The sequence below is a fragment of the Streptomyces sp. SP18BB07 genome (assembly GCF_036322545.1).
Lineage (GTDB): Bacteria > Actinomycetota > Actinomycetes > Streptomycetales > Streptomycetaceae > Streptomyces > Streptomyces deccanensis.
The window spans coordinates 347,693-368,197 of record NZ_JAQYWT010000363.1 but is presented as its reverse complement, the minus strand read 5'-3'; the positions used below and the strand labels follow the sequence as shown (position 1 = coordinate 368,197).

Below are 20,505 nucleotides of genomic sequence, written 5' to 3'. Positions count from 1 at the left end.
CACTGATGAGACTCCGAGGGCGACTCGCCAAACAGAATCCGACAGACTCTCACAGGATGTGTCATGCGCCCCACCGCCCGTACGCTCCTGCTCCCCCTCCTGGCGCTCGTCCTCGGCCTCCTGGCCGCCCCACCGGGCGCGGCCCAGCCGGCACCCGACTCCGCGCAACGGCCCGTGCGGGCCGCCGAGAAGAAGCCGGAGTACGCCGGTTATCTCTTCGCCTACTTCACCGGTGAGGGCACCGCCGACGGCGAACAGATCCGCTACGCCCTCAGCCGTGGCAACGACGCCCTGCACTGGCGGGAGTTGAACGCCGGGAAGCCGGTCCTGACCTCGACGATCGGCGAGAAGGGACTGCGCGACCCGTTCGTGATCCGCTCCCCCGAGGGCGACAGGTTCTACATGATCGCCACCGATCTGCGGATGTATCGCAACAGCAGCGGCAGTTGGGACCAGGTCCAGCGGCACGGCAGCAAGTCGATCATGGTCTGGGAGTCCACGGACCTGGTGCACTGGACCGACCAGCGGCTGGTGAGGGTCTCGCCCGACAACGCGGGCAACACCTGGGCGCCGGAGGCCTACTGGGACGCCGACCTCGGTGAGTTCGTCGTCTTCTGGGCGTCGAAGCTGTACGCCGACGACGACCCGGACCACACCGGCTCGACCTACAACAAGATGCTGTACGCGACGACGAAGGACTTCCGCACCTTCAGCGAGCCGAAGGTCTGGAACGACCCGGGCTACTCGGTCATCGACTCGACCGTGGTGGAGCACGACGGCACGTACTACCGCTACACCAAGGACGAGCGGGACCCCACCTCCTCCAGCCCCTGCGCCAAGTTCATCACCGGTGAGAAGTCGGCGTCGCTGACCTCGACGACGTACGACTTCGTGGCGGACTGCATCGGCGACGGCGCCATGGACCGCGGTGAGGGGCCGACGGTGTTCAAGTCGAACACCGAGGAGAAGTGGTACCTGTTCATCGACGAGTACGGCGGCCGCGGCTACCTCCCCTTCGAGATGACCGACCTCGACTCCGGCCGGTGGACCCCGTCGGCGAACTACCAGTTGCCCGCGAGCCCCCGGCACGGCACGGTCATCCCGGTGACACAGCGGGAGTACCACCGGCTGCTGGCCGCGTACCCGGTGACCCCGGCCTCGGTCGTGGACGTGACGGCGAAGGGCCAGAAGGGGTACGCGGTCGTCACCGAGGCGTCGTCCAAGGTCGTCCTGCCGATGGAGCCCGGCGTGGACCTCACCCGGCTCGCGCCGAGGCTCTGGCTCGGCGAGGGTGCGTCGGTGAGCCCGAGGTCGGGCACCCGCCGCGACTTCCGCAAGCCGCAGAGGTACACCGTCACCGCCGCCGACGGCACGAAGCGCGTCTGGACGGTCGAGGCGGTGCCGACCGATTAGGGTGTTTCGCAAGTCCCGCGCAGCACCCACGGCGCCCGGCACGCCCCCTAGGCCGGTGCGGCGCCCGCAGTCCGTTCGTCGGTCACCGACAGCAGCAGGTCGGCCTTGAAGCCGGTCCCGCCGACCTCGAAGGTCCAGGTGCCGTCGCCGGTGGGCGTCATCGGCCACACCTCCGAGACCTGCTTGTCCTCCGCGGCGGCGTGCGCTTCCCCGGTGCTCACCCCTGGCGCCAGGAAGCGCTCGCCGGTGTGGAGGTACAGCGACCACTCCTCGTCGTCGCCGCCGGGCACCGCCTGGACGTAGTACTGCTTGCGGAAGACGAGGTTGTCGGAGAAGCCGATGCCGAGGCTGTCCCGCTCGTACACATGGACGTCGAGCCGGAGCACCACGCTCCGGTCCGCCGCTCCCTCGGGTTTGGCCGCGGCGTCGAGCCAGCCCTCCCAGATCAGCCGGTTCCCGTCCGCCCAGCCGGTGGTGGCGTCACCCGACTCCGAGAGCGGCTTGCCCAACTCCTCGGCGAGATCCGGCAGGTCGTCGGTGAAGTCGTCCTTGCGGAAGGGGCCGTAGTAGTTCTCGGCCTCGCTGCTCTGGTGGCACAGCTCGAAGTCGACGAACCGGGGTTTGACGGACACCCCGAAGTAGAACTCGCTGCGGCCGAAGAGGTCCCGGCCCCGTGTCACCTCGGCACTGCCCAGCCGCAGTTGTACGTGGTGCGTGCCGTGGAAGAAGCGCATGGCGATCTCGTACGCCTCGCGCGAGGTCACCAGGGAGTCGCCGCCGCCGTGACATTTGTGGACGAAGGTCCGGGGCGCGCCCGGGATCTGGGCGGAGGACTGTTTGACCAGGCCGTCGCTGCGGTTGTAGGTGAGGGTGCCCTCGTCGATCAGGCCGGCGATGCGATTGCCCAGGGTGGCGAACTTGTTGCTGTAGGCGCGGTGGTCCGTGCCGACCACCGTGAGGATCCTCCTGACGGGGAACGGGATGGCCCGGATGTCCGTGCGGTCCGGGTCGAAGGCCGCGATCTCGTCGGCGACCGCGTCGGGCAGGCATTTCACCAGCGCGTCGGGCATGTACTGGAAGGCGATCCCCCGGTGCGGTGTGCCCAGGGTGACGATGCGGTGGATGAGGTCGGCGCTGCTGTCCCCGAGCCGGCTCAGGGCGGCCCGGGTGACGAGGCCGCCCATGCTGTGCGCGACGATGTCCACACCGGTGAACTCCTCGTCCGGCCGCATGCCGTGCCGGATGATCTCGATGAGCCGGACCAGCCCTTCCCCGAAGCGGTCGATCTTCCGGGGAAGGAGGTCGTAGTAGCGGTAGATCCAGAGGGTGCCCCGGGCACCCTGGCCCAGGACCTCGCGCGCCATGGGGACGTCCACCACCATCGTGCCGGTGAGCAGGTGCTCGGGCCAGCCGTCCTGCTCCCCCGGTCTGGGCTTCTGCTCCTTCTCGTAGTAGCCGACCACGTTGGTGGCGTCCCGGTACGGGTGGAGCGTCGACTTGAGGGCGCGCAGGACGAATCCCTCGTAGATGTAGTTCTCGCCGTAGCGCTCGGCGTAGACGCTGCCGTTGTTGAATCCCTGATAGGCGTCACGCCGCTCGTCCGACACACCGGGGCCGCCGAATCCGCGAATCAGGATCAGCGGGCGAGGACTGTCGACCACTTGGACCACTCCACTCAGATGCGCAGGTGCTGTTCGTCGCGCAACACTGTGTGGGGTCGCCTCGCCTCCGGGTCGACAGAATCGTTTTGCCCGGCGTGCCGGACGAGCTTCGCGCCGGTCAGTTCATCGTGGAGCCGATCGTCGTACTGCCCGTGGTCAGGAAGGTCGTCGCGGGCAGGGTGCCGCTCGACGAGCGGGCGTTGTACGTCGAGGAGGCGTCGGTGGAGCGGAACGAGGGGGTCGCGACGCCGGAGTCCCAGTTGTTGCCGGACGACACGACGGACGAGCCCTTGTTGACCGAGCCGCCGCCGTTGCTCACCGCCAGGTTCTTGCCGAGGCGGGCCGCGCCGGTGGCGAAGTAGTAGCCCCATTTGGCGTTGGCGTAGGCGGTGGTCCGGTTGATGACGATGGCGCCCTTGTTGCTGTTCTCGGTGAAGCCGTTGCCCGCGTTGTCCCAGGCGGCCGAGTTGTTGATGACGTGGGCCACGGTCTCGCCGTCGCCACCGAGCTTGTAGCCGTTGCCGTCGCCCGCGAACGCGGAGTCGCCCCAGCGGTTCTTGCCGTTGCCCATCGCCCAGGTGTGCTCGACGGTGACGGGCGAGGAGAAGGACCAGAAGTCCAGGCCGTCGTCCGAGTTGTTGTAGAGGCGGGCCCCGGTGATGAGGTTGCCCGAGCCGGAGCCGAACTTCACGGCGATCCCGTCGGCGTTCTCCCCGTGGTTGGCCGGGTCGTAGTGGCCGTAGGAGTCGATGTTGCGGACGGTGTTGTTGGTGGTGCTGTCGCCGGTGAGTGTGAAGCCGGAGTCGCCGCCGTTGATGGTCTTGATGTTGTCCCAGACCGTGGAGGCGCAGGACTGGCAGACGACCGCGCTGTCCGGGGAGTTCTGGAAGGTGATCCCGGAGACGGTCCAGTAGTCGGCGGTCAGCTTGAAGATCCAGTCGCCGTCGGGGAGGTTCGAGCCGTCGATCTTCACGGTCTCCGAGCCGTAGGGCTGGAGGTATATCCGGCTGGAGGAGCTGCCGTTCGCCGTGGACTGGAGGGTCGCCGTCGGGTAGTAGGTGCCGCCGCGCACCTGGATGACGGTTCCCGCGGTGGCGTTCTTGATGGCGTTGGACAGATCCGTGGAGTTGCTGACGACCACCGTGGCCGCGTGCGCCTGGGTGGGGAGAACGGCCAGACCTGCGCCGAACACCAGGGCCGTGCTCAGGACGAGAGCGGTGCGACGAGACATGGGGAGCGGTTCCTTCCCGTGCGGGTTGGGGGGACGGTTCACAGGACGGCGTCGAGCCAGTCGACGGTCTCGTCCTGCATCGGCGCGGTGAACACATGGCCCAGCTCGGGCCAGGTCCTCAGCCGCAACCGCTCCCCGGCGTGGCGTGAGCGCCAGACGGCGCGCAGCTTCTCGTGCGCGACCCGGACGCCCTCGCTGGTGAAGAGGGGGTCCTGGCCGCCGTGGAGGAAGAACATCGGCTTGGGGGCGCCGATGCTCGCCACGTCGGGGAAGTCGAGGTGCCGGGCGAGCCCGGGGTGGAGCATGTAATAGGAGGACTGGCCGCGCAGGATGTTGTTGCCGGGGACCATGACCTCCTTGAGCCCGGTCATCCAGCAGGCGCTGACGGCGGCCGCGATGTCGTCGCTGAGCGCGGCCGTCTGCCAGGCGCGGAACGCGCCCATCGAGAACCCGAGGGCCGCGACCCGGCGCCGGTCCACCCGGTCCAGGCCGGCCAGGAAGCCGGCCGCGCGCATGTCCTCCCGGGCCATGAGCCCGGCGAGCGACGAGCCCAGGTTGTAGAGGTTGCTGGCGAGGGCCTGCTGCTCCTCGTAGGTCGTCGGGCCCCGGTCGCCCCAGCCGAGCGCGTCCACGGCGAGGACGACATAGCCGCGCCGGGCCAGTTCGTCGCCGACGAACCGGCCGCTGAAGTACCGGTCGGCCCAGGCCCGCGCGGAGGCCAGCCGGCTCTCGTCGAACCAGGGCCGGACGAGTTTCTCCTTGCCGATGTCGAACTTGGCGCCGTGGTCGTGCAGGAGGAGGACGGCCGGGAACGGTCCGGTGCCGTGCGGGGTGAGCAGGGCGCCCCGGACGCGGCCGTACCGGGTGAGGGAGAAGGTGACCGACTCGCGGGAGTAGCCGTCGCCTTCGTCGCGGTCCTGGCCGAACTCGGGGTCGTACGGGGTGTCGTCCCGTCCGACGAACAGGTGCTCCTCGACCTTGGCCCGGGCCGCCCGGCGCCAGGTGCGGAAGTCGCGGAGGGGCGAGGTGCCCCAGGCGAGCGGGAAGCGGAGCTCGTCCTTGAGCAGGGGGTGGAAGTCGGGGAGGGTACCGGCCAGGGCGGCCCCGGCGAGGGCCGAGGGCTCCGCCCCGGCCGCCGGTGACCCCCCTCCCGTGAGGAGTGCCGCCGCCCCCGCGCCCACGACGAAGGCCCGGCGCCCCACGGCTCGACGGGTCCCGGGCGGGTCGGGGTGGCCCGCCGGTTCACCGGCCGGCATACGGCCTCCAGTCCCCGAGATAGGTCCGCCGTGTGTGCTCCCCCGCCTCGGCCGCCGTCAGCTGCGGCCGGTTCTCCGGCACGGAGACGACCGCGCCCGGGCCCGAGTTGCCGTACTCCCGGAAGCGCATGGTCTGCCAGGGGTAGGCGTCGCGCATGTTGGTGTAGGGCGCGACGGCGTCGATCCCGGGGCCGATCCAGGTGTCCCGCACGACCAGCGAGGGCCAGGCGGTCGTCTCGTACGAGGGCACCCAAGGCCGGGCGATCTTGTACGCGGCGTCCTCGGCGCCGGAGGTGATCCGGCCGCGCAGGGCGAGGAAGCCGTAGGGGTTGGCGCGGGCGGTGGCGGGGGCGAAGACCATGCCCTTGGGGGTGAAGGACACGTCCCGCTGGAGGGTGCGGAAGTGGCAGGAGTCGAAGACGGCGCGGGCCCGCCCGAACACGAAGTCGACGTCACCCTCGATGTGGCAGTGCCGGTAGTACTGCCGGTCGAAGGCGTCGAGCGCGGTGGTGTCCGCGAACAGCGTGTCCTGGTGGGCGAGGAACCGGACGTTCTCGAAGTGCGAGCGGTCCCCGGTGATGTACGCGGCGACCGCCTGGGTTCCGGTGTAGTCCGGGTGGTCCGCGCGCAGCCAGTCGTTGGCGAGGGTCAGATCGCGTACGGTCAGGCCGGGTGCCGCCGAGGTGAAGGTGGCGGACCCCGCGGTGCCGTAGGTGCCGCCCTCGGGCCTCGGGGTGCCGTTGGCGCGGTCGAAGACGACGACGGCGGCGCGGGGGTCGTGGGACGCGCCGCGCAGGGTCAACTCCCCTTTGCCAGCTGGGATGTTGACGACCTCGCGGTACGTGCCCGGGTGGACGACGATCGTCCACCCGGGGCCGGTGACGGCGTCCACCGCTGCCTGGACCGATCCACCGGGCCGGACGTGCAGGACCCGGCGGCCGTGGGCGAGGGCGGGGGCCGCGCCGGCGGCCACCAGGCCGCCGGCGATCCCGCCGAGCAGGGTGCGTCGGCGCATCTCAGCACCTCTCCCACGGAGTCCAGTCGCCGAGGTACGCCTCACGGGTGGCGGAGGCGGCTTCGGCGGCCGTGAGCTGGGGCCGGTTCTCCGGGACGGAGACGACGGCGCCCGGTCCGGTGTTCCGGTACTCGGCGAACCGCTGGTCCTGCCAGGGGAAGCCCGCCGACATGTTGGTGTACGGCGCGACCGCGTCGATCCCGGCACCGAGGCGGGTCTCGCGCACGGTGAGCATGGGCCGGGCGGTGGTGTCGGAGCTGGGCACCCAGGGGCGGGCCAGCTTGTAGTGGCCGTCCGGGGCCCCGCTGGTGATCCGGCTCCGGGTCACCAGGTAGCCGTGCGGGTTGGCGCCGGCCGTGGAGGGCGCGAAGACGAACCCGTAGGGGGCGGAGGAGAGATCCGTCCTGGTCAGGGTGTGGAAGTGGCAGCGTTCGAAGACGGCCGTGGCCCGTCCGAAGACGAAGTCCACGTCCCCCTCGGCGTAGCAGTCGCGGAAGTACTGCCGGGCGAAGGTGCCGAGCGCCATCGAGTCGGCGTACAGGGTGTCCTGGTGCCCGAGGAACCGGCAGCGCAGGAACGCCGACCGGTCGCCCTGCACCTTGATGGCGACGGCCTGGGTGCCCGTGATGTCGGGGTGGTCGGCGCGCAGCCAGTCGTTGGCGAAGGTGATGTCGCGCGCGGTGAACCCGGCGGCCTGCACCAGGGTCGTGGCGGAGCCGGTGGTGCCGTACGTGCCGCCGCCGGGCTTCGGGGTGCCGGCCGCGTTGTCGTACACGACCACGACGTCCCGGGCGTTCCCAGAGGCCCCGATCCAGGTCATCTCCGTGCGGGCGACGCTGACGGCGACGGTCTCCCGGTACACGCCCGGCGCGACGACCAGCGTGTACCCACTCCCGCTCGCGGCGGTGACGGCGGCCTGGACGGTGGTGAAGTCACCGGCGCCGCCGGCGTCCACGTACAGGGTCCGCTCGTCGAGGCGAGCGGCCGGTGACCCGTACCGCCCGAAGACGCGGCGGCCACGAACGGCACGCTCGGCGGGTGCCGCCTGGGCCGGGGTCGCGACGGCGAGCGCGAGCGCGGCCCCGACCCCGGCGGCCACGAACGACCGTCTGCCCGGCCCCGGGTGACGCTCGGCCATCAGCAGACCTTTCCGGCGCCCGCGCGGTTCGCGACGATGCCCGGCACCGCGCGCGGCGAGTCGACCTTGGTCCGCAGGGTGGGCGTCCACCCGGCGCCGGACCGGAGGAACTCCGAGGGGATCTCGGCGTTGTGGACGGCGATGAGGTCCGTCAGCCTGCCGTTGACATGGTTGTTCTCGGCGGTCAGCGGGGAGTCGTTCCACCGCTTCAGGGCCTTGCCGACGCTCGCGCCCGCCGGCAGCGTGATCGCGTTGTCGCTGGCGTGCAGCTGCGAGGACAGGCCGACACCGAAGATGTAGTAGTCGTCCTTCTGCTCCTCGGTGACGACGTAGTGGTTGTTGTAGACGTCGACCTGGCCGAACCGCACGCGCGGGGAGCGCTGGAGGATCCCGTCGAAGCGGTTGTGGTGCATGGTGACCTTGAGCTTGCCCGCGTCGAGGGCGGCGGTGCCGTCGCTGTTGCCGATCAGCATGTTCTTGTCGTGGTCCTGGAAGCGGTTCCAGGAGACGGTCACGTAGTTGGAGCCGCGCACGATGTCGGTCAGGCCGTCGTGCTGCTGGAAGACCTTGCCGAAGTAGACCGGCCGCTCGCTGTCGGGGTACCGCCCGTCGGTGAACGTGTTGTGGTCGAGCCAGACGTGGTCGGTGCCGAAGACGACCACGGCGTCGTACTCGGAGTTCCAGTTGCCGGTGTTGTTGTCGTCGGTCGGGTCCCACTTGGGGAAGCAGTCGAGCGGGGCCTCGATGGTGAGGTTGCGCATGATGACGTTCGAGACGCCCTTGATCTGGAGGCTGCCGCCGAGGATGCCGGAGTTCTTGCCGACGCCGACGATGGTGGTGTTGCTGGGGATGTTGGCCTTGATCGCCGAGTCCTGGTTGGCCATGGACGCGACCCGCGCGTCCTCCTGCGGGCCCTTGGCGACCTGGTCGTTGCCGTAGGTGGCCGGGTCGTAGTCCTTCAGGTACTGCTGGAGGTCGTAGCCCCCGGTGACGAAGGCCTCGCACCCCTCGGAGACGGCGTCGATCATCCCCTTCACCTTGATGATCTTCGGCGCGTTTCCGCCGGCGGCCAGCGCGGCCTTGAACTCGGCCCAGGTGGTGACCGTGTAGATGTGCTCGGCGTCGGCCGCCGACCCACCCGTGGTGCCACCTTCCGCCGAGGCCCACCCGTCACCGGCGCCGAGGACCTGCCGGCCGAGGTCACGGCCCTGGGCCTGGGCGACACCGGTGCCGGCGACCCCGAGCACGAGTGCGGTGCAGCCGACAACAGATGTCATGACATGGGCATGCCAGATACGAGGACGCATGGATACGTTTCCTTTCAAAGCAAGGGGAGGAAGGGGCGCCCCTTCAGGGGCGCGGGGAACTGCGCGACCGGCCACAACGGACCCGCAGCCGAGAACCGGCCTACGAGCGGAGCACTACGCTTCCGGCCAGGTGATCCAGGAGTCGGGCACCTCTTCGTCGAGACGGCGCACGTCACGACGCGCGAGCACCCGCCTGCGCAGCAACTCACCCGCGACCAGCCGGGCCACGGCAATCGCCCCCGGCGGGTTGAAGTGCGTGTTGTCCTGCTCGGTCGCGGTCCAGTTGAAGTACTTCTTGGTCTCCTCGACCCCGAGCTTCTGCCACAACGCGATGGACAGCGCCTGGATGTCGAGGACGGCGACACCCTCCTCCGCGGCGAGAGCGAGCGCCGCTGCCGGATAGTCGCCGTGGGTCGGCACGGCGTTGCCGCTCGCGTCGAACTTTCTCCGCTCGACGGAGGTGGCGAGGACGGGCCGGGCGCCCCGCGCCCGCGCGCCGTCAATGTACTGGCGCAGGTAGTCCTGGTAGGTCGTCCAGGGCTCGGTGTAGCGCGTGGGGTCGGCGATCTTGGAGTCGTTGTGCCCGAACTGGATGACGAGGAAGTCCCCGGGCCGGATCGCCCCGAGGATGACGTCGAGCCGCCCCTCGTCGATGAAGCTCTTCGAACTCCGCCCGTTCACGGCGTGGTTGGAGACGGCCAGCCCTTTGCCGAGGAAGAACGGCAGCGCCATCCCCCACCCCGTCTCGGGCGCGGCGTCGGCGTACTTCTGGGCGGCGGTGGAGTCGCCGGCGATGAAGAGGGTGCGCTGCCGCCGGGGCCCACCGGAGGCCACGGCGGCGGACGCGGGACCGGTGGCGGCGACGGCGAGCGGAAGGGCGGCAAGAGCCGCGGTGCTGACCTGTCTACGAGTGAGCGACACGTGCGGGTGCCTTTCCAGTAGGGCCCCGCGCCCCGTTTGTCGGGGGCGCGGGGCTGTGACATATGCGGCTCCGCCGCGTGGGCGCGACCAGCCACAACCAACCCGCAGCCGGCCACGAAACGAACCGGACCGAGCTCTTAGCCCTTCTTCTGCTCATTCCACTCGGCCTGCGCCTTGTTCAGCTGCTCGGCCAGCGAGTCCAGGAACTCCTTCGCCGTGCTCTGCCCGTCCATCACCTTCTGGAACGCCGGCTCGTTGTCGGCCTTGGAGATCGTGTTCCAGTCCGGCAGGTAGTACGGCAGCTGCACGATCGTCGTCGACCCGTCGCTCAGCGCGGCGGCGGCCAGCTTCGTCGGCTCGGCCTCGGAGATCCACGCGTCCTTCGCGGCGTCGTTGTTCGACGGCACCTGCCCGGCCGACTTGTTGAACTTGGAGTTCTCCTCGTGCGAGGTCGCGAACTCGATGAACTTCCAGGCGGCCTCCTTGTTCTTCGAGCTCTTGAACATGCCGAGCCCGTCGACCGGGTTGGACACCTGGACGCGCTTGCCACCGGGCCCGGTCGGCTGCGGGATGCCCCGGAACTTGTCGCCGAACGCCTTCACATGGTCCTGGTAGGAGCCCAGGTTGTGGTTGAGCATCCCGATCGTGCCGGAGTCGAACTGCGCGACCATCTTGGTGAAGTCGTTGTTGAGGTCGGCCGCGGGCGTGACCTTCTTGTAGAGGCCGACGTACTTCTCCAGGGCCTCGACGTTCTTCGGGTCGTTCACGGTGGTCTTCTCACCGCTCGCGTCCCAGAACTCGGTGATCCCGGACTGCCCGTACATCGCGTCCAGCGCCTGCGCGATGGAGCCGGCGCCGCCGCGGATGGTGTAGCCGAACTTGTTCTTGTCCTTGTCGGTGAGCTTCTCGGCGGCCTCGTAGAACTTGTCCCAGTCCGTCGGATCGGCCAGGCCGGCCGCCTTGAACAGGTCGGTGCGGTAGTAGAGGACACCGTTGTTGGCGGAGGTCGGGATCGAGTAGAGGGCATCGCCGCCGCCGGCGGACTTCAGTGACTCGACCATCGCCTCGTTGAGCTTGCCGCTGAGGGAGGACTTGGAGAGCCGGTTGTCGAGGGGCTCCAGCGCGCCCTGCGCGGCGAACCCGGCGGCCATGGCCGCGCCGACACCGCCGACGTCCGGCAGGCCACCGCCCTGGATGGCGGTGTCGACCTTGGACTGGTACTCGGTGGCGGCGATCCCGACGTACTCGACCTTGATGTCCGGGTTGGCCTTCTCGAAGTCGGCGATGATCTCCTTCCAGATCTCGGTGCGGACACCGCCGTTGTTGTCCCAGAAGAGAACCTTGCCCTTGCCGCTGCCCTCGGAGCCCTTGTCCCCGCCCGCGCCGCTGCCGTCGTCACCGCAGGCGGTGGCGGTCAGGGCGAGGATGGATCCGAGGGCGACGGCCACGGCGGCACGCCTGCTTCTGCGAATGCTGATCTTCATTGAACGGCTCTCTTCTTCTGGATACGAGGGTTATGAAGTTGTGGGGGGTCTGTGCTGTCTCCGGGGCGGACTCAGTGGCCGGCGCGACCGCGATGCGGCGCCCAACCGTCCGTCCCCGCGAGGTACTTGGCGACCGTGTGGGTCGAGGCGTCCGCGTCGTCGAGCTGCGGCCGGTCGGCGGTGACCGCGGACCCCGGCCCGTACGTCCGGTACTCCGTGAACCGCGCGTCCTTCCAGGAGAAGCCGCTCATGTCCGTCCACGGCGACGACTTGATCGCGGCGGGCAGTTCGGTCTCCCGGAAGAGCACCTGGGCGATCGCGTTCGGCTCGCCGCCCGGGTGCCAGGGCCGGCCGAGGTGGTACGTCCCGGCGGGCGCGTCGCTGACGACCTTCGACCGGGTGATGAGGAACCCGTAGGGGTTCTCCTTCCAGGTCGAGGCGGCCGTGATGTAGCCGTTGTTGCTGTCCGAGCCCCGGCTGAGCGCCTTGATCAGGGAACGCTCGATGACGGTGGTGGCCCGGCCGTAGATGAAGTCGACATCGCCCTCGATGTACGAGTCGCGGATGTAGACCCGGCTGATGACGTCGAGCTTGGGGCTGTCGGTCATCAGCGTGTCCTGGTTGCCCAGGAAGGCCGTGTCCTCGAAGACGATCCGGTCACCGGTGGTCTTCATCGCGAGCGCCTGCTCGCCGTTCACCTCGTGCGCGGCCTCGTCGAAGTCGTTGCTGAAGGTGAGGTTGCGGGCGGTCACGTCACTGGCGAGGATCCGCACGGTGGCGCTGCCGTTGGAGCCGCCGTTCGCGGCGGGCGTGTCGAAGACGATGACGGTGTCCGAGCGATCTTGTCCAGTCCCCTGCAGCACCAGGTTCGGCTTGTTCGCCGGGATCAGGACCTTGGCGCGGTAGGTGCCGGGCGCGATGCGGATCGTGACGGCGCCGTCGTTGCCGGCGGGCACGGCGTCCACGGCGGCCTGCACGGTCGGGTGGTCGCCGGGGACGTTCAGCACGGTGTTCACGCCGATGCTCTTCTGCGGGCCGGAGAACCGGGTGACCAGCGCGGGGACGGCGGCGGCCGGGTCGAGCCGGTAGGAGTAGAAGTCCCTGGGCTCGAAGGCCGTGCCCCAGGTCTCCTGCCGTCCGGTGACGTTCTTCAGGATCGACCCGCGCTGCACCAACTCGGCGGTGGCGTCGGCCTGGTAGGGGTGCTGGACACCGTCGTAGTAGCTGTTCTCGATGACCATCCTGGTCCGGCCGCGCGCCCAGTTCCCGTACGTCCACACGGGGTCGCCGTCGGCCACCTGCGCCGAGAGGTAGTTGTTGAAGAGGTGGGCGTAGGCGCAGTTGTCGGCGGAGGGGTTGCGCTGTTTGGTGCCGGTGAACCAGTTGTGGTCGATGGTGATCTCGGTCCGGACGTTGGTCGTCCAGCCGATGCCGAGGGCCTTGTTGTGGTTCTTGAACTGGTTGTGGGAGACGGTGATGTACCGGCTGTCCTTGCGGATGTCGAGGAGCCCGTCGCCCATGTGCTCGAAGCGGTTGTGGTCGATCCACACGTGGTCGACGGTGTCCATCTGGATCGCGTCGAAGTCGGTGGTCTTGCCGTCCCAGTCGCCCTCGACGTAGGAGTCCCGGATCGTCAGATTGCGGATGATGACGTTGCTGGTCCCGGGGTTGAGGTGCAGTTCGCCGTGGACGATCTCGCCGGTGTCGCCGATGCCGATGAGCGTCTTGTTCGAGGTCACGACGATGTCCGAGCCGAAGGGTTCGACGTCGATGGCCCCCTTGACCCGGATGACGTACGGCTCCTCGGCGGACGCGTACCGCACCAGTGAGGCCTGGTCGGTGACGGTCACGACCTTGCCGCCCGCGCCGCCGGTGGTGCCACCGTCGAGGGAGGCGAACCCGTGGGGGCGATCGCTCCAGCGGGGTGCGGCGGACGAGCCCGCGACGGCACCGGCGGTTGCCCGCGCCGTCGGACCGGCCTCTTCGGGCCCCGCGGCCTCCGCCGGGGTGAACGCGCCGACGACGAACGAGGCGATCAGGGCGGTGACGGCGGCGAGGGCTCTCCTCTTGTGCGGCAAGCGCTTGCTACGGAGGTGCGTCATTGCGGCTCCCAACAGGCGTACGAGGACTGGGGTCAGGCGGTGCCGTCCGGTGCGGCGGTGATCCGGAACTGCGTGAACGTGGCCGCCCCGGCGTGGCCCCCGCCGGTGGGCGCGACCGCGAAGAGGCCGAGCAGGGCGCCGACCCAGCGCCAGGGGGTGGCGGCGAAGACCTGTCCCGAGGGCTGCCACCCCTCCCCCACGTCGTAGGAGAACCGGCAGCGCGCCCCGGCGGAGGTCTCGATCCGCAGCCGGGCCCGTCCGCCGGGCGCCGGGCGGGCGTGATCGGCGTCCCGTTCCCGCTCGGCGACGGTCTCGGCGAACCGGTGGACCAGGTGCACGCTCCCGTCGGCACCCCGCTGGAGCCCGATCCAGCGGAACGCGTCCCCGAGCACGGTGAGCCCGCCACGCGCCCCCGGTTCCTCGCTGTCGAGCCTCAGCTCCACCTCGACGACGGCGGGGATCCCCGGCAGCCGCTGTGTGAGCACATTCGCCAGTTTCCGCAGGTCGTGCGCGTGCACGGAGCGCACGCACGTGAGCCGCAGCCCGTCGCCGGAGTGCTGGGTGGCCCAGCCGTCCTGCGGGTTCGCGGTCCACTGCCACTGGCGTCCGAAGCGGCCGCCGGGGAAGTCGTCGTCGGTGGCGGGCGCGGCCGGCGGCTGCGCCGGCAGCTCCGGCTTGCGGTGGACGGCGACGGGTGCGCCGTCGTCGCCGAGCACGGGCCAGCCGTCGGCGCCCCAGCGCATCGGCTGGAGGTGGACGACCCTGCCGTACGCGCCCCGCTGCTGGAAGTGCAGGAACCAGTCCTCGCCGGCCGCCGTGCGCACCCAGCCGCCCTGGTGCGGCCCGTTGACGTCGGTGTCCTTCTGCTCCAGGACGATCCGCTCCTCGTACGGGCCGAAGAAGTCGCGGGAGCGTAAGGCGCCCTGCCAGCCGGTCTCGACTCCGCCGGCGGGGGCGAAGATCCAGTACCAGCCGTCGTGACGGTAGAGCTTGGGCCCCTCCAGGGTGAACCAGCCGGGGAGCCGGTCCGCGTCGACGATCACCTTGCCCTCGTCGAGCAGCCCCGTCCCGTCGGGCCGCATCCGGTGGCCGGTGAGCCGGTTCTTGACGCCGGAGCGGGACTTGGCCCAGGCGTGCACCAGGTACGCCTCGCCGGTCTCCTCGTCCCACAGCGGGCACGGGTCGATAAGTCCCTTGCCCTCCTTGACCAGGTGCGGCCGGGTCCAAGGGCCCCTGATCCCGGGGGCGTTGGCCTGGAAGATGCCCTGGTCGGGGTCGCCCCAGAAGATCCAGAACCGGTCGTCGAAGTGGCGCAGCGAGGGAGCCCACACCCCGCAGTCGTGGCGCGGTGCCTTGAACTCGGCGGCGGGTTCGAGGAGGTGCAGCGCGTGGCCGACGAGCGTCCAGTTGACCAGGTCCCGGGAGTGCAGCAGGGGAAGGCCCGGGGCCCGGCCGAAGCTGGAGGCCGTCATGTAGAAGTCGTCGGCCACGCGCAGGACATCGGGGTCGGACCAGTCGGCGTCGAGGACCGGGTTGCGGTAGGTGCCGTCGCCCCGGTCGGCGGAGAAGGCGGGTGCGCTCACCGAGGTGGTCACGGGCTCACCGCCTTGCGGACGAGGGCCGCCGCCCCGTCCCGGTCGAGGGTGCCGTCGGCGACGACGGTGACGATCCGGCGTACGGCCGTCCCGCCCGGCTCGATGGGGAGGCGGTAGGTGTGGGCGAGGGAGGAGCCGACGCCCGGGTACTCGTCGGCGCGGACGAACCAGGGGTCACGGCGGGTGGTGTCCGTGGCCCCGGCGAAGACGAGCGTCCAGGTGGCGCCGGCCAGAGCGAGCCAGTCGGCGCGGCTGCCGTGGACCTCGGCCTCGCCCTCCGCCTCGGCGGTGAAGACACGGGGTGCCTCGGCCTCCTTGCGGGCCCGCCAGAAGAAGCCGCCGTACGCGGCGCCGGGGCGGCCGTTGGTGGCGGGGCTGCCGATCGACACCGGGGCGTCGGTGATGTTGGTGAGGGAGAAGGTGAAGTCCAACGCCCAGGCGGAGTCGGTCAGTTCGGTGGCCGCGACGGTACGGCGCTCGCGCAGCCATTCCCGGCCGGCGGCCACCCAGCGCAGTTCCTCGACGAAGCCGTCGGGGTCGCGCAGCTGGAAGGCCGTGTGGCGCTGTGAGCCGTGGTTGTCGAGCTCGGTCGGGCCCTGGTCGCGGACGTAGGTGCGTCCGCCCCAGAAGTTGTGCCCCTCGACGTCGGGAACGGCGACACCGACGCCGAGGTGGTGAAGGTGGTCGGCGGGACTCAGCTCGGTGACCGCCGTACCGGACAGGGTGGTGACGGGATGCAGACAGGGGCGCGGGGAGAGCCGTTCCGGCAGCTCGGGCCGGGTGAGGTAGCGGCCCACCGGGCGGCCCGCGACGCGCAGGATCAGGGAGTCGTCGGTGATCGTCATGTGCTCACCTCTTTCGCCGGTGCTTCGGGGAGCGCCCAGGGGGCGCCGAGTTCGGAGTAGAGGGCGAGGTCGTCGGCGGCGGCCGCGACGAGACCGTCGATGCCGTCGACGACCCGGCGGTCCTCGTCGGGCAGCCGGTGCCAGGCGTCGGCCGGGAGTGCGACGGGGTCCGGGGCGGTGCGGATCGCCTCCACGACCTTCATGAACGCGCCGGTCACCTCCGGCGGGACCAGCAGGTCGGTGCCGTCGACGAGATGGTCGACGAGGTTCTCCAGCAGGTCCGTGCGGCCGTACTCGATCTCCTCCGGACCGTGTCCGGCGCGCTGGACGAGCACGCGGTCCTGCTTGTACCAGAAGGTGATCCGTCCGCTGGTGCCGTGCACGACGTTGTACGGGTCGTCCGGGTCCTCGGCGCACAGCGTGGCGGCGACGGTGATCCGGCCGCCGTCGGTGGTGGTGATCCGTACGCAGGAGGTGTCGTCGGACTCGATGTCGTTGGCGCGCAGCAGTTCGGTCTCGATGCCGGCGACGTCCTCGGCACGGCCCGCGTCGGCGAGGGCCAGCCCGGTGGCGACGGCGTGCGCGAGGGGGTTGGTGAGCGCACCGTCGATCACGTCCACGCCGTTCATGCGCCGCTTCCCGGCCCAGGGCGCGCGCCGGTAGTACGCCTCGGCGCGGGCCCAGGCGCCGGCGCCGCCGATGCCGACGACGTCGCCGATCAGGCCCTCCGCGACCATCCTGCGGATCGCGGGCAGGGCGTGCGAGCCCAGCGACTGGAAGCCGACCTGACAGACCGTCCCGGCCGCCGCCACCCCGTCGGCCATCCGGCGGAACTCGGCGTACGACGGGGCCGGCGGCTTCTCCAGCAGGACGTGGACGCCCCGCTCGGCGGCCGTCAGCGCCAGGTCGGTGTGGGTGGGGATGGGTGTGCAGATCACGGCGATCGCCGCGCCCGTGGAGTCGAGGAGCGCACCGAAGTCGGCGGACTGCTCGGGCGTGCCGAGGCCGTCGGGGATCTCGTCCGTGCCCAGCGGGGTCAGTTCGCAGATCCCGGCGAGCCGGACGATCCCCTTGTCCGCGAGCCGCCGGATGTTCTCCAGGTGCCAGCGGCCGTGGCCGCGGGCGCCGGCGAGGACGAGCGGAAGCGGGTTCTCGTACGTCGTGGTGGTCATCGGATCCTCCCTGCGCCCGCGCCGCGTGCCACCTCTCGGTCGGCCTTCCCGGCGCTGTCGATCTTTTGGTGCAGGGTAGGCGTCCAGCCCACGTCGGCCGTGAGATCACGCTCGCTGCCGGAGTTGTAGGCGTTGTGGATGGCCAGGAGATCCACCGGATAGCCGTTGAAGAGGGTGCCGGTCTGGTGCAGGGCGGTGCCGTTCCAGCTCTTGACCAGGTCCGCGACCTCGATGTGGCCGGGTGTGGTGAACGCGTTGTTCTCGGCGTACACGGCGGACTCGGTGGAGACGCCCAGGGAGTACCGGTAGTCGTGGGCGTCGGCCGGGACGACGTACCGGTTGTTGTAGAGGTGCACCTGTCCGAAGCGGACGCGCGGCGCGCGCTGCACGACGTTCTCGAACTGGTTGTGGTGCAGCGTCACCCGCAGCTTGCCCCGGTCGCCGGTGGCCGTGTCGCCGTTGCCGATGAGGATGCCCTTGTCGTGGTCGGCGAAGCGGCTCCAGGAGACGGTGACCAGGTCGGAGGCGTTGGTGATGTCGAGCAGGCCGTCGTGCCGGAGGTAGTTGCGGCCGAAGTACGTCGGCTCGTCCTCGTCCTGGTGCCCCTTGTCGGAGATCGTGACGTGGTCGATCCAGACATGGCTGGAGCCGCGCACCCAGATGTTGTCGTACGCCGTCTTCCAGTCCCCGAGGCCGCCGGTGTTGGGCTGCCAGAGAGGGAAGCAGTCGTAGGCGTCGCGGAGTTCGAGGTCGCGGACGATGACGTTGTCCGCGCCCCTGAGCTGGAGGCTCGCGCCCTTCAGGACGGCGCCCTTGAGGCCGACGATGGTGGTGTTGGAGCCGACGGCCAGCTCGACCCGCTCGGCCTGCCTGGCCGCCGACGCCTGGCGGGCCTCCTCCTGGGGGCCGCTGGGCTTGGCGGAACCCCAGGTGCGCGGGTCGTAGGCGGCCAGGTACTTCCGCAGGTCGTAGCCGTCGGTCGCGTAGTCGGCGCAGTCGAGCCGCTCGCCGCCGTCGGACGTGTTGGCGTCGATGGTCCCGGCGATCCGGATGATCTTCGGGGTGGCGCTGCCGCCGTCGAGCGCCCGGACCAGTTCGCTCCGGGTGCGGACGGTGAGGACATGGGCGTCGTCTGCGGTGGAACCCCCCGTGGTACCACCGTCGGCGGCCGCCCAGCCGTCGTCCGTCGCGAGCGTGTCCCGGCTGATGTCCCGGTCGGCGCCGCGGGACTCCGCCCCGGCCGGGGTGGTGAGCGTGGCGCCCAACACCCCCGCGAGGGCGAGGAGTTGCAGGCTCCTCCTGCGTCCGCTCATCCCTTCACCGCCCCCGCGCTGAAGCCCGTGATCAGCCACTTCTGGATGAAGGCGAAGACGATGACCACCGGGACGGCGGCGATGATGCCGCCGGCGGCCAGCGCGCCCAGGTCGACGCTGTCGGCGCTGAGCAGGGTGTTGAGGCCGACCGGGATGGTCTGCTTGGCCTGGTTGTTGAGGAACATCAGGGCGAAGAGGAAGTGGTTCCAGGAGTGCACGAAGGCGAAGGAGCCGACGGCGATCAGGCCAGGCCGCAGCAGCGGCAGCACGACCACCCGGAACGCGGTGAAGCGGTTGCAGCCGTCCACCCAGGCCGCTTCCTCCAGCGAGTACGGCACGTTCTTGATGAAGTTGCTGATCAGGATGATCGACAGCGGCAGTTGGAAGACCGTCTCGGCGAGGATGACGCTGCCGAGCGAGTTGATCATCCGCAGCTCGGCGAAGATCTGGAACAGCGGCACGAGGAGCAGTGCGCCCGGCACGAACTGGGAGCACAGCAGCGCCAGCATGAACCCGCGCTTGATCTTGAAGTCGAAGCGGGCGAGGGCGTAGCCGCCGGCCAGGGCGACGAGCGTGGTCATCAGCAGGGTGACGACACCGACGAGCACGCTGTTCTGGAAGTAGATGCCGAACGAACGCTCGTTCCACACCTTCTCGAAGTGCTCGAACGTCATCGGCCAGGGCACGAGCGAGGTCGAGCCGGGCTTGCGCAGCGCGAACAGCAGGATCCAGTAGAAGGGGACGAGGGTGAAGACCAGGTAGATCGACAGCGGGAGGTAGATCTGCCAGCGGGGGACCTCGTCCCACGCGCGGTGGACCTTGCCCGGTCGCTGCGGGGGCTCCTCGGCCGTGGGCGCGGGCCGCGTCGGGGCGACCTTCTCGGCGTCCTTGGTGATCACTTGGACTCGCCTCCGAACTTGCTCAGCCGCAGATAGACCATCGAGCAGAAGAGCAGGATCACGAACGCGACCGTGGTCAGGGCGGACGCGTAGCCGAAGTTGTGGGCGTCGACGGAGGTGTTGGCGATGTACAGCGGGAGCGTCGTGGTCACTCCGGCGGGTCCGCCGCCCGTCAACGTGTAGAGCAGGTCGACGTTGTTGAACTCCCACACCGCGCGCAGCAGCGTGGAGAGGATGATCGCGTCCTTCAGGTGCGGCAGCGTGATGTGCACGAACTGCCGGATGCGGCTGGCGCCGTCGACCTCGGCGGCCTCGTACAGGTCCTTCGAGATGGACTGCAGGTCGGCGAGGATGAGGATCGCGAAGAAGGGGACACCGCGCCACAGGTCGGCGACGATCGCCGCCGAGAAGACGGTGGAGGTGTCGGAGAGCCAGCTGGTGCCGTACTCGCCGATGCCCATGTCCGCGAGGTAACGGGTGATGCCCGTCTGGGAGTTGTAGAGCAGCACCCAGATCGCGGAGGTCAGCACGCCCGAGACGGCCCAGGGCGAGAAGACCAGCGCGCGGCCGATGGCGCGGCCGACGAAGGTCTGGTTGACGATGAGCGCGAGGGCCAGACCGAAGAGCAGCTGCAGCGAGACCTCGACGATCACCCACTTGGCGCTGAAGACGAGGGTGTCCCAGAAGAGGGGGTCCTCGGTGAAGGCGTGGACGAAGTTGTCGAAGCCGGCGAAGCCGTTACGCCAGGGCTTCGTGGGGTTGTAGTGCTGCAGGCTGTAGTAGAAGACGCTGATGACCGGGTAGGCGATGAAGCCCAGCATGAGCAGGGCGGCCGGGGCGATCAGCAGGTACGGCAGCCTGCGCGGGGTCGCGGAGGCACGGCGCGCACTGCTCCGCGCACGGCTCCGCCGGGGCGGCGCGGGCGGCTTCGCCACGGCTGCGGCTTGGGCCATGACTGGGGCTCCGTTTCTGGGTCTGTCGTGGTGCGTTGCGGTGCGTCGTGGTGCGTCGTGGTGCGTCGTGGTGCAGGAAGCGCTTTCTCGGTGTGCGTGGTGGGGCGGTGCGCGGTTCGGGGTGCGGCTTGCTGTGGGGTGGCGTCTGCGGGTGCGTGGGTGGCTGGTCGCGCAGTTCCCCGCGCCCCTGAAAAACCAGG

General features: G+C 70.0%; 15 protein-coding genes and 1 pseudogene. 1 reads left to right on the top strand and 15 read right to left on the bottom strand.

Going from position 1 to position 20,505, the window contains the following annotated elements; genetic code table 11:
- Positions 1 to 63: 63 nt before the first annotated feature.
- Positions 64 to 1,407, top strand: a pseudogene (locus PUR53_RS42820) (glycoside hydrolase family 43 protein); the annotation flags it as partial.
- A gap of 53 nt (positions 1,408 to 1,460) precedes the next feature.
- Here the strand turns inward: PUR53_RS42820 and PUR53_RS42815 are convergent.
- The 15 genes from PUR53_RS42815 to PUR53_RS42745 all read right to left on the bottom strand — a co-directional run bounded on the left by PUR53_RS42815 (position 1,461) and on the right by PUR53_RS42745 (position 20,305).
- Complete coding sequence (locus PUR53_RS42815; RefSeq protein WP_329912133.1) at positions 1,461 to 3,074, bottom strand: esterase/lipase family protein; 1,614 nt, start codon at positions 3,072 to 3,074, stop codon at positions 1,461 to 1,463.
- A gap of 118 nt (positions 3,075 to 3,192) precedes the next feature.
- On the bottom strand, positions 3,193 to 4,305 hold the full coding sequence (locus PUR53_RS42810) for a right-handed parallel beta-helix repeat-containing protein (protein ID WP_329899226.1): 1,113 nt from the start codon (positions 4,303 to 4,305) through the stop codon (positions 3,193 to 3,195).
- Positions 4,306 to 4,343: 38 nt separating this feature from the next.
- A complete protein-coding gene (locus tag PUR53_RS42805; protein WP_329912132.1) occupies positions 4,344 to 5,561 on the bottom strand; it encodes a dienelactone hydrolase family protein in 1,218 nt (405 codons plus the stop codon).
- The gene (locus PUR53_RS42800; RefSeq protein ID WP_329912131.1) at positions 5,548 to 6,576 is read right to left on the bottom strand and encodes a pectinesterase family protein; all 1,029 of its coding nucleotides are present in this window, start codon (positions 6,574 to 6,576) and stop codon (positions 5,548 to 5,550) included. Before PUR53_RS42800 ends, PUR53_RS42805 begins: the two co-directional genes overlap by 14 nt.
- 1 nt (position 6,577) lies before the next feature.
- Positions 6,578 to 7,714, bottom strand: coding sequence for a pectinesterase family protein (locus tag PUR53_RS42795; protein WP_329912130.1), 1,137 nt, complete (start codon positions 7,712 to 7,714; stop codon positions 6,578 to 6,580).
- Complete coding sequence (locus tag PUR53_RS42790) at positions 7,714 to 9,021, bottom strand: pectate lyase family protein (RefSeq protein WP_329912129.1); 1,308 nt, start codon at positions 9,019 to 9,021, stop codon at positions 7,714 to 7,716. The genes PUR53_RS42795 and PUR53_RS42790 overlap by 1 nt, the downstream gene beginning before the upstream one ends.
- A gap of 114 nt (positions 9,022 to 9,135) precedes the next feature.
- The gene (locus PUR53_RS42785; RefSeq protein ID WP_329912128.1) at positions 9,136 to 9,942 is read right to left on the bottom strand and encodes a rhamnogalacturonan acetylesterase; all 807 of its coding nucleotides are present in this window, start codon (positions 9,940 to 9,942) and stop codon (positions 9,136 to 9,138) included.
- Positions 9,943 to 10,079: 137 nt separating this feature from the next.
- Positions 10,080 to 11,426: an ABC transporter substrate-binding protein gene (locus PUR53_RS42780; protein WP_329899220.1), complete on the bottom strand. Its 1,347-nt coding sequence runs from the start codon at positions 11,424 to 11,426 to the stop codon at positions 10,080 to 10,082.
- A gap of 71 nt (positions 11,427 to 11,497) precedes the next feature.
- Complete coding sequence (locus PUR53_RS42775) at positions 11,498 to 13,528, bottom strand: pectinesterase family protein (RefSeq protein ID WP_329912127.1); 2,031 nt, start codon at positions 13,526 to 13,528, stop codon at positions 11,498 to 11,500.
- A 32-nt stretch (positions 13,529 to 13,560) separates the two neighbouring features.
- A complete protein-coding gene (locus tag PUR53_RS42770) occupies positions 13,561 to 15,123 on the bottom strand; it encodes a glycoside hydrolase family 43 protein (protein ID WP_329899218.1) in 1,563 nt (520 codons plus the stop codon).
- Positions 15,120 to 15,968 carry a PmoA family protein gene (locus PUR53_RS42765; RefSeq protein ID WP_329899217.1) on the bottom strand — a complete coding sequence of 283 codons (849 nt, stop codon included), beginning with the start codon at positions 15,966 to 15,968 and terminating at the stop codon, positions 15,120 to 15,122. The genes PUR53_RS42770 and PUR53_RS42765 overlap by 4 nt, the downstream gene beginning before the upstream one ends.
- A complete protein-coding gene (locus tag PUR53_RS42760) occupies positions 15,965 to 17,140 on the bottom strand; it encodes a Gfo/Idh/MocA family protein (protein WP_329912126.1) in 1,176 nt (391 codons plus the stop codon). The genes PUR53_RS42765 and PUR53_RS42760 overlap by 4 nt, the downstream gene beginning before the upstream one ends.
- Entirely contained in the window at positions 17,137 to 18,453 is a 1,317-nt protein-coding gene (locus PUR53_RS42755; RefSeq protein WP_329912125.1) for a pectate lyase family protein, read from the bottom strand. Before PUR53_RS42755 ends, PUR53_RS42760 begins: the two co-directional genes overlap by 4 nt.
- Complete coding sequence (locus PUR53_RS42750) at positions 18,450 to 19,352, bottom strand: carbohydrate ABC transporter permease (RefSeq protein WP_329899214.1); 903 nt, start codon at positions 19,350 to 19,352, stop codon at positions 18,450 to 18,452. The genes PUR53_RS42755 and PUR53_RS42750 overlap by 4 nt, the downstream gene beginning before the upstream one ends.
- Positions 19,349 to 20,305: a carbohydrate ABC transporter permease gene (locus tag PUR53_RS42745; protein ID WP_239753246.1), complete on the bottom strand. Its 957-nt coding sequence runs from the start codon at positions 20,303 to 20,305 to the stop codon at positions 19,349 to 19,351. Before PUR53_RS42745 ends, PUR53_RS42750 begins: the two co-directional genes overlap by 4 nt.
- Positions 20,306 to 20,505 lie beyond the last annotated feature (200 nt).

Coding starts and splice junctions, on each gene's coding strand:
- PUR53_RS42775 (WP_329912127.1), bottom strand. CDS start 13,528: ATGACGCACCTCCGTAGCAAGCGCTTGCCGCACAAGAGGAGAGCCCTC.
- PUR53_RS42760 (WP_329912126.1), bottom strand. CDS start 17,140: ATGACCACCACGACGTACGAGAACCCGCTTCCGCTCGTCCTCGCCGGC.
- PUR53_RS42805 (WP_329912132.1), bottom strand. CDS start 5,561: ATGCCGGCCGGTGAACCGGCGGGCCACCCCGACCCGCCCGGGACCCGT.
- PUR53_RS42790 (WP_329912129.1), bottom strand. CDS start 9,021: ATGCGTCCTCGTATCTGGCATGCCCATGTCATGACATCTGTTGTCGGC.
- PUR53_RS42810 (WP_329899226.1), bottom strand. CDS start 4,305: ATGTCTCGTCGCACCGCTCTCGTCCTGAGCACGGCCCTGGTGTTCGGC.
- PUR53_RS42780 (WP_329899220.1), bottom strand. CDS start 11,426: ATGAAGATCAGCATTCGCAGAAGCAGGCGTGCCGCCGTGGCCGTCGCC.
- PUR53_RS42800 (WP_329912131.1), bottom strand. CDS start 6,576: ATGCGCCGACGCACCCTGCTCGGCGGGATCGCCGGCGGCCTGGTGGCC.
- PUR53_RS42745 (WP_239753246.1), bottom strand. CDS start 20,305: ATGGCCCAAGCCGCAGCCGTGGCGAAGCCGCCCGCGCCGCCCCGGCGG.
- PUR53_RS42765 (WP_329899217.1), bottom strand. CDS start 15,968: ATGACGATCACCGACGACTCCCTGATCCTGCGCGTCGCGGGCCGCCCG.
- PUR53_RS42795 (WP_329912130.1), bottom strand. CDS start 7,714: ATGGCCGAGCGTCACCCGGGGCCGGGCAGACGGTCGTTCGTGGCCGCC.
- PUR53_RS42755 (WP_329912125.1), bottom strand. CDS start 18,453: ATGAGCGGACGCAGGAGGAGCCTGCAACTCCTCGCCCTCGCGGGGGTG.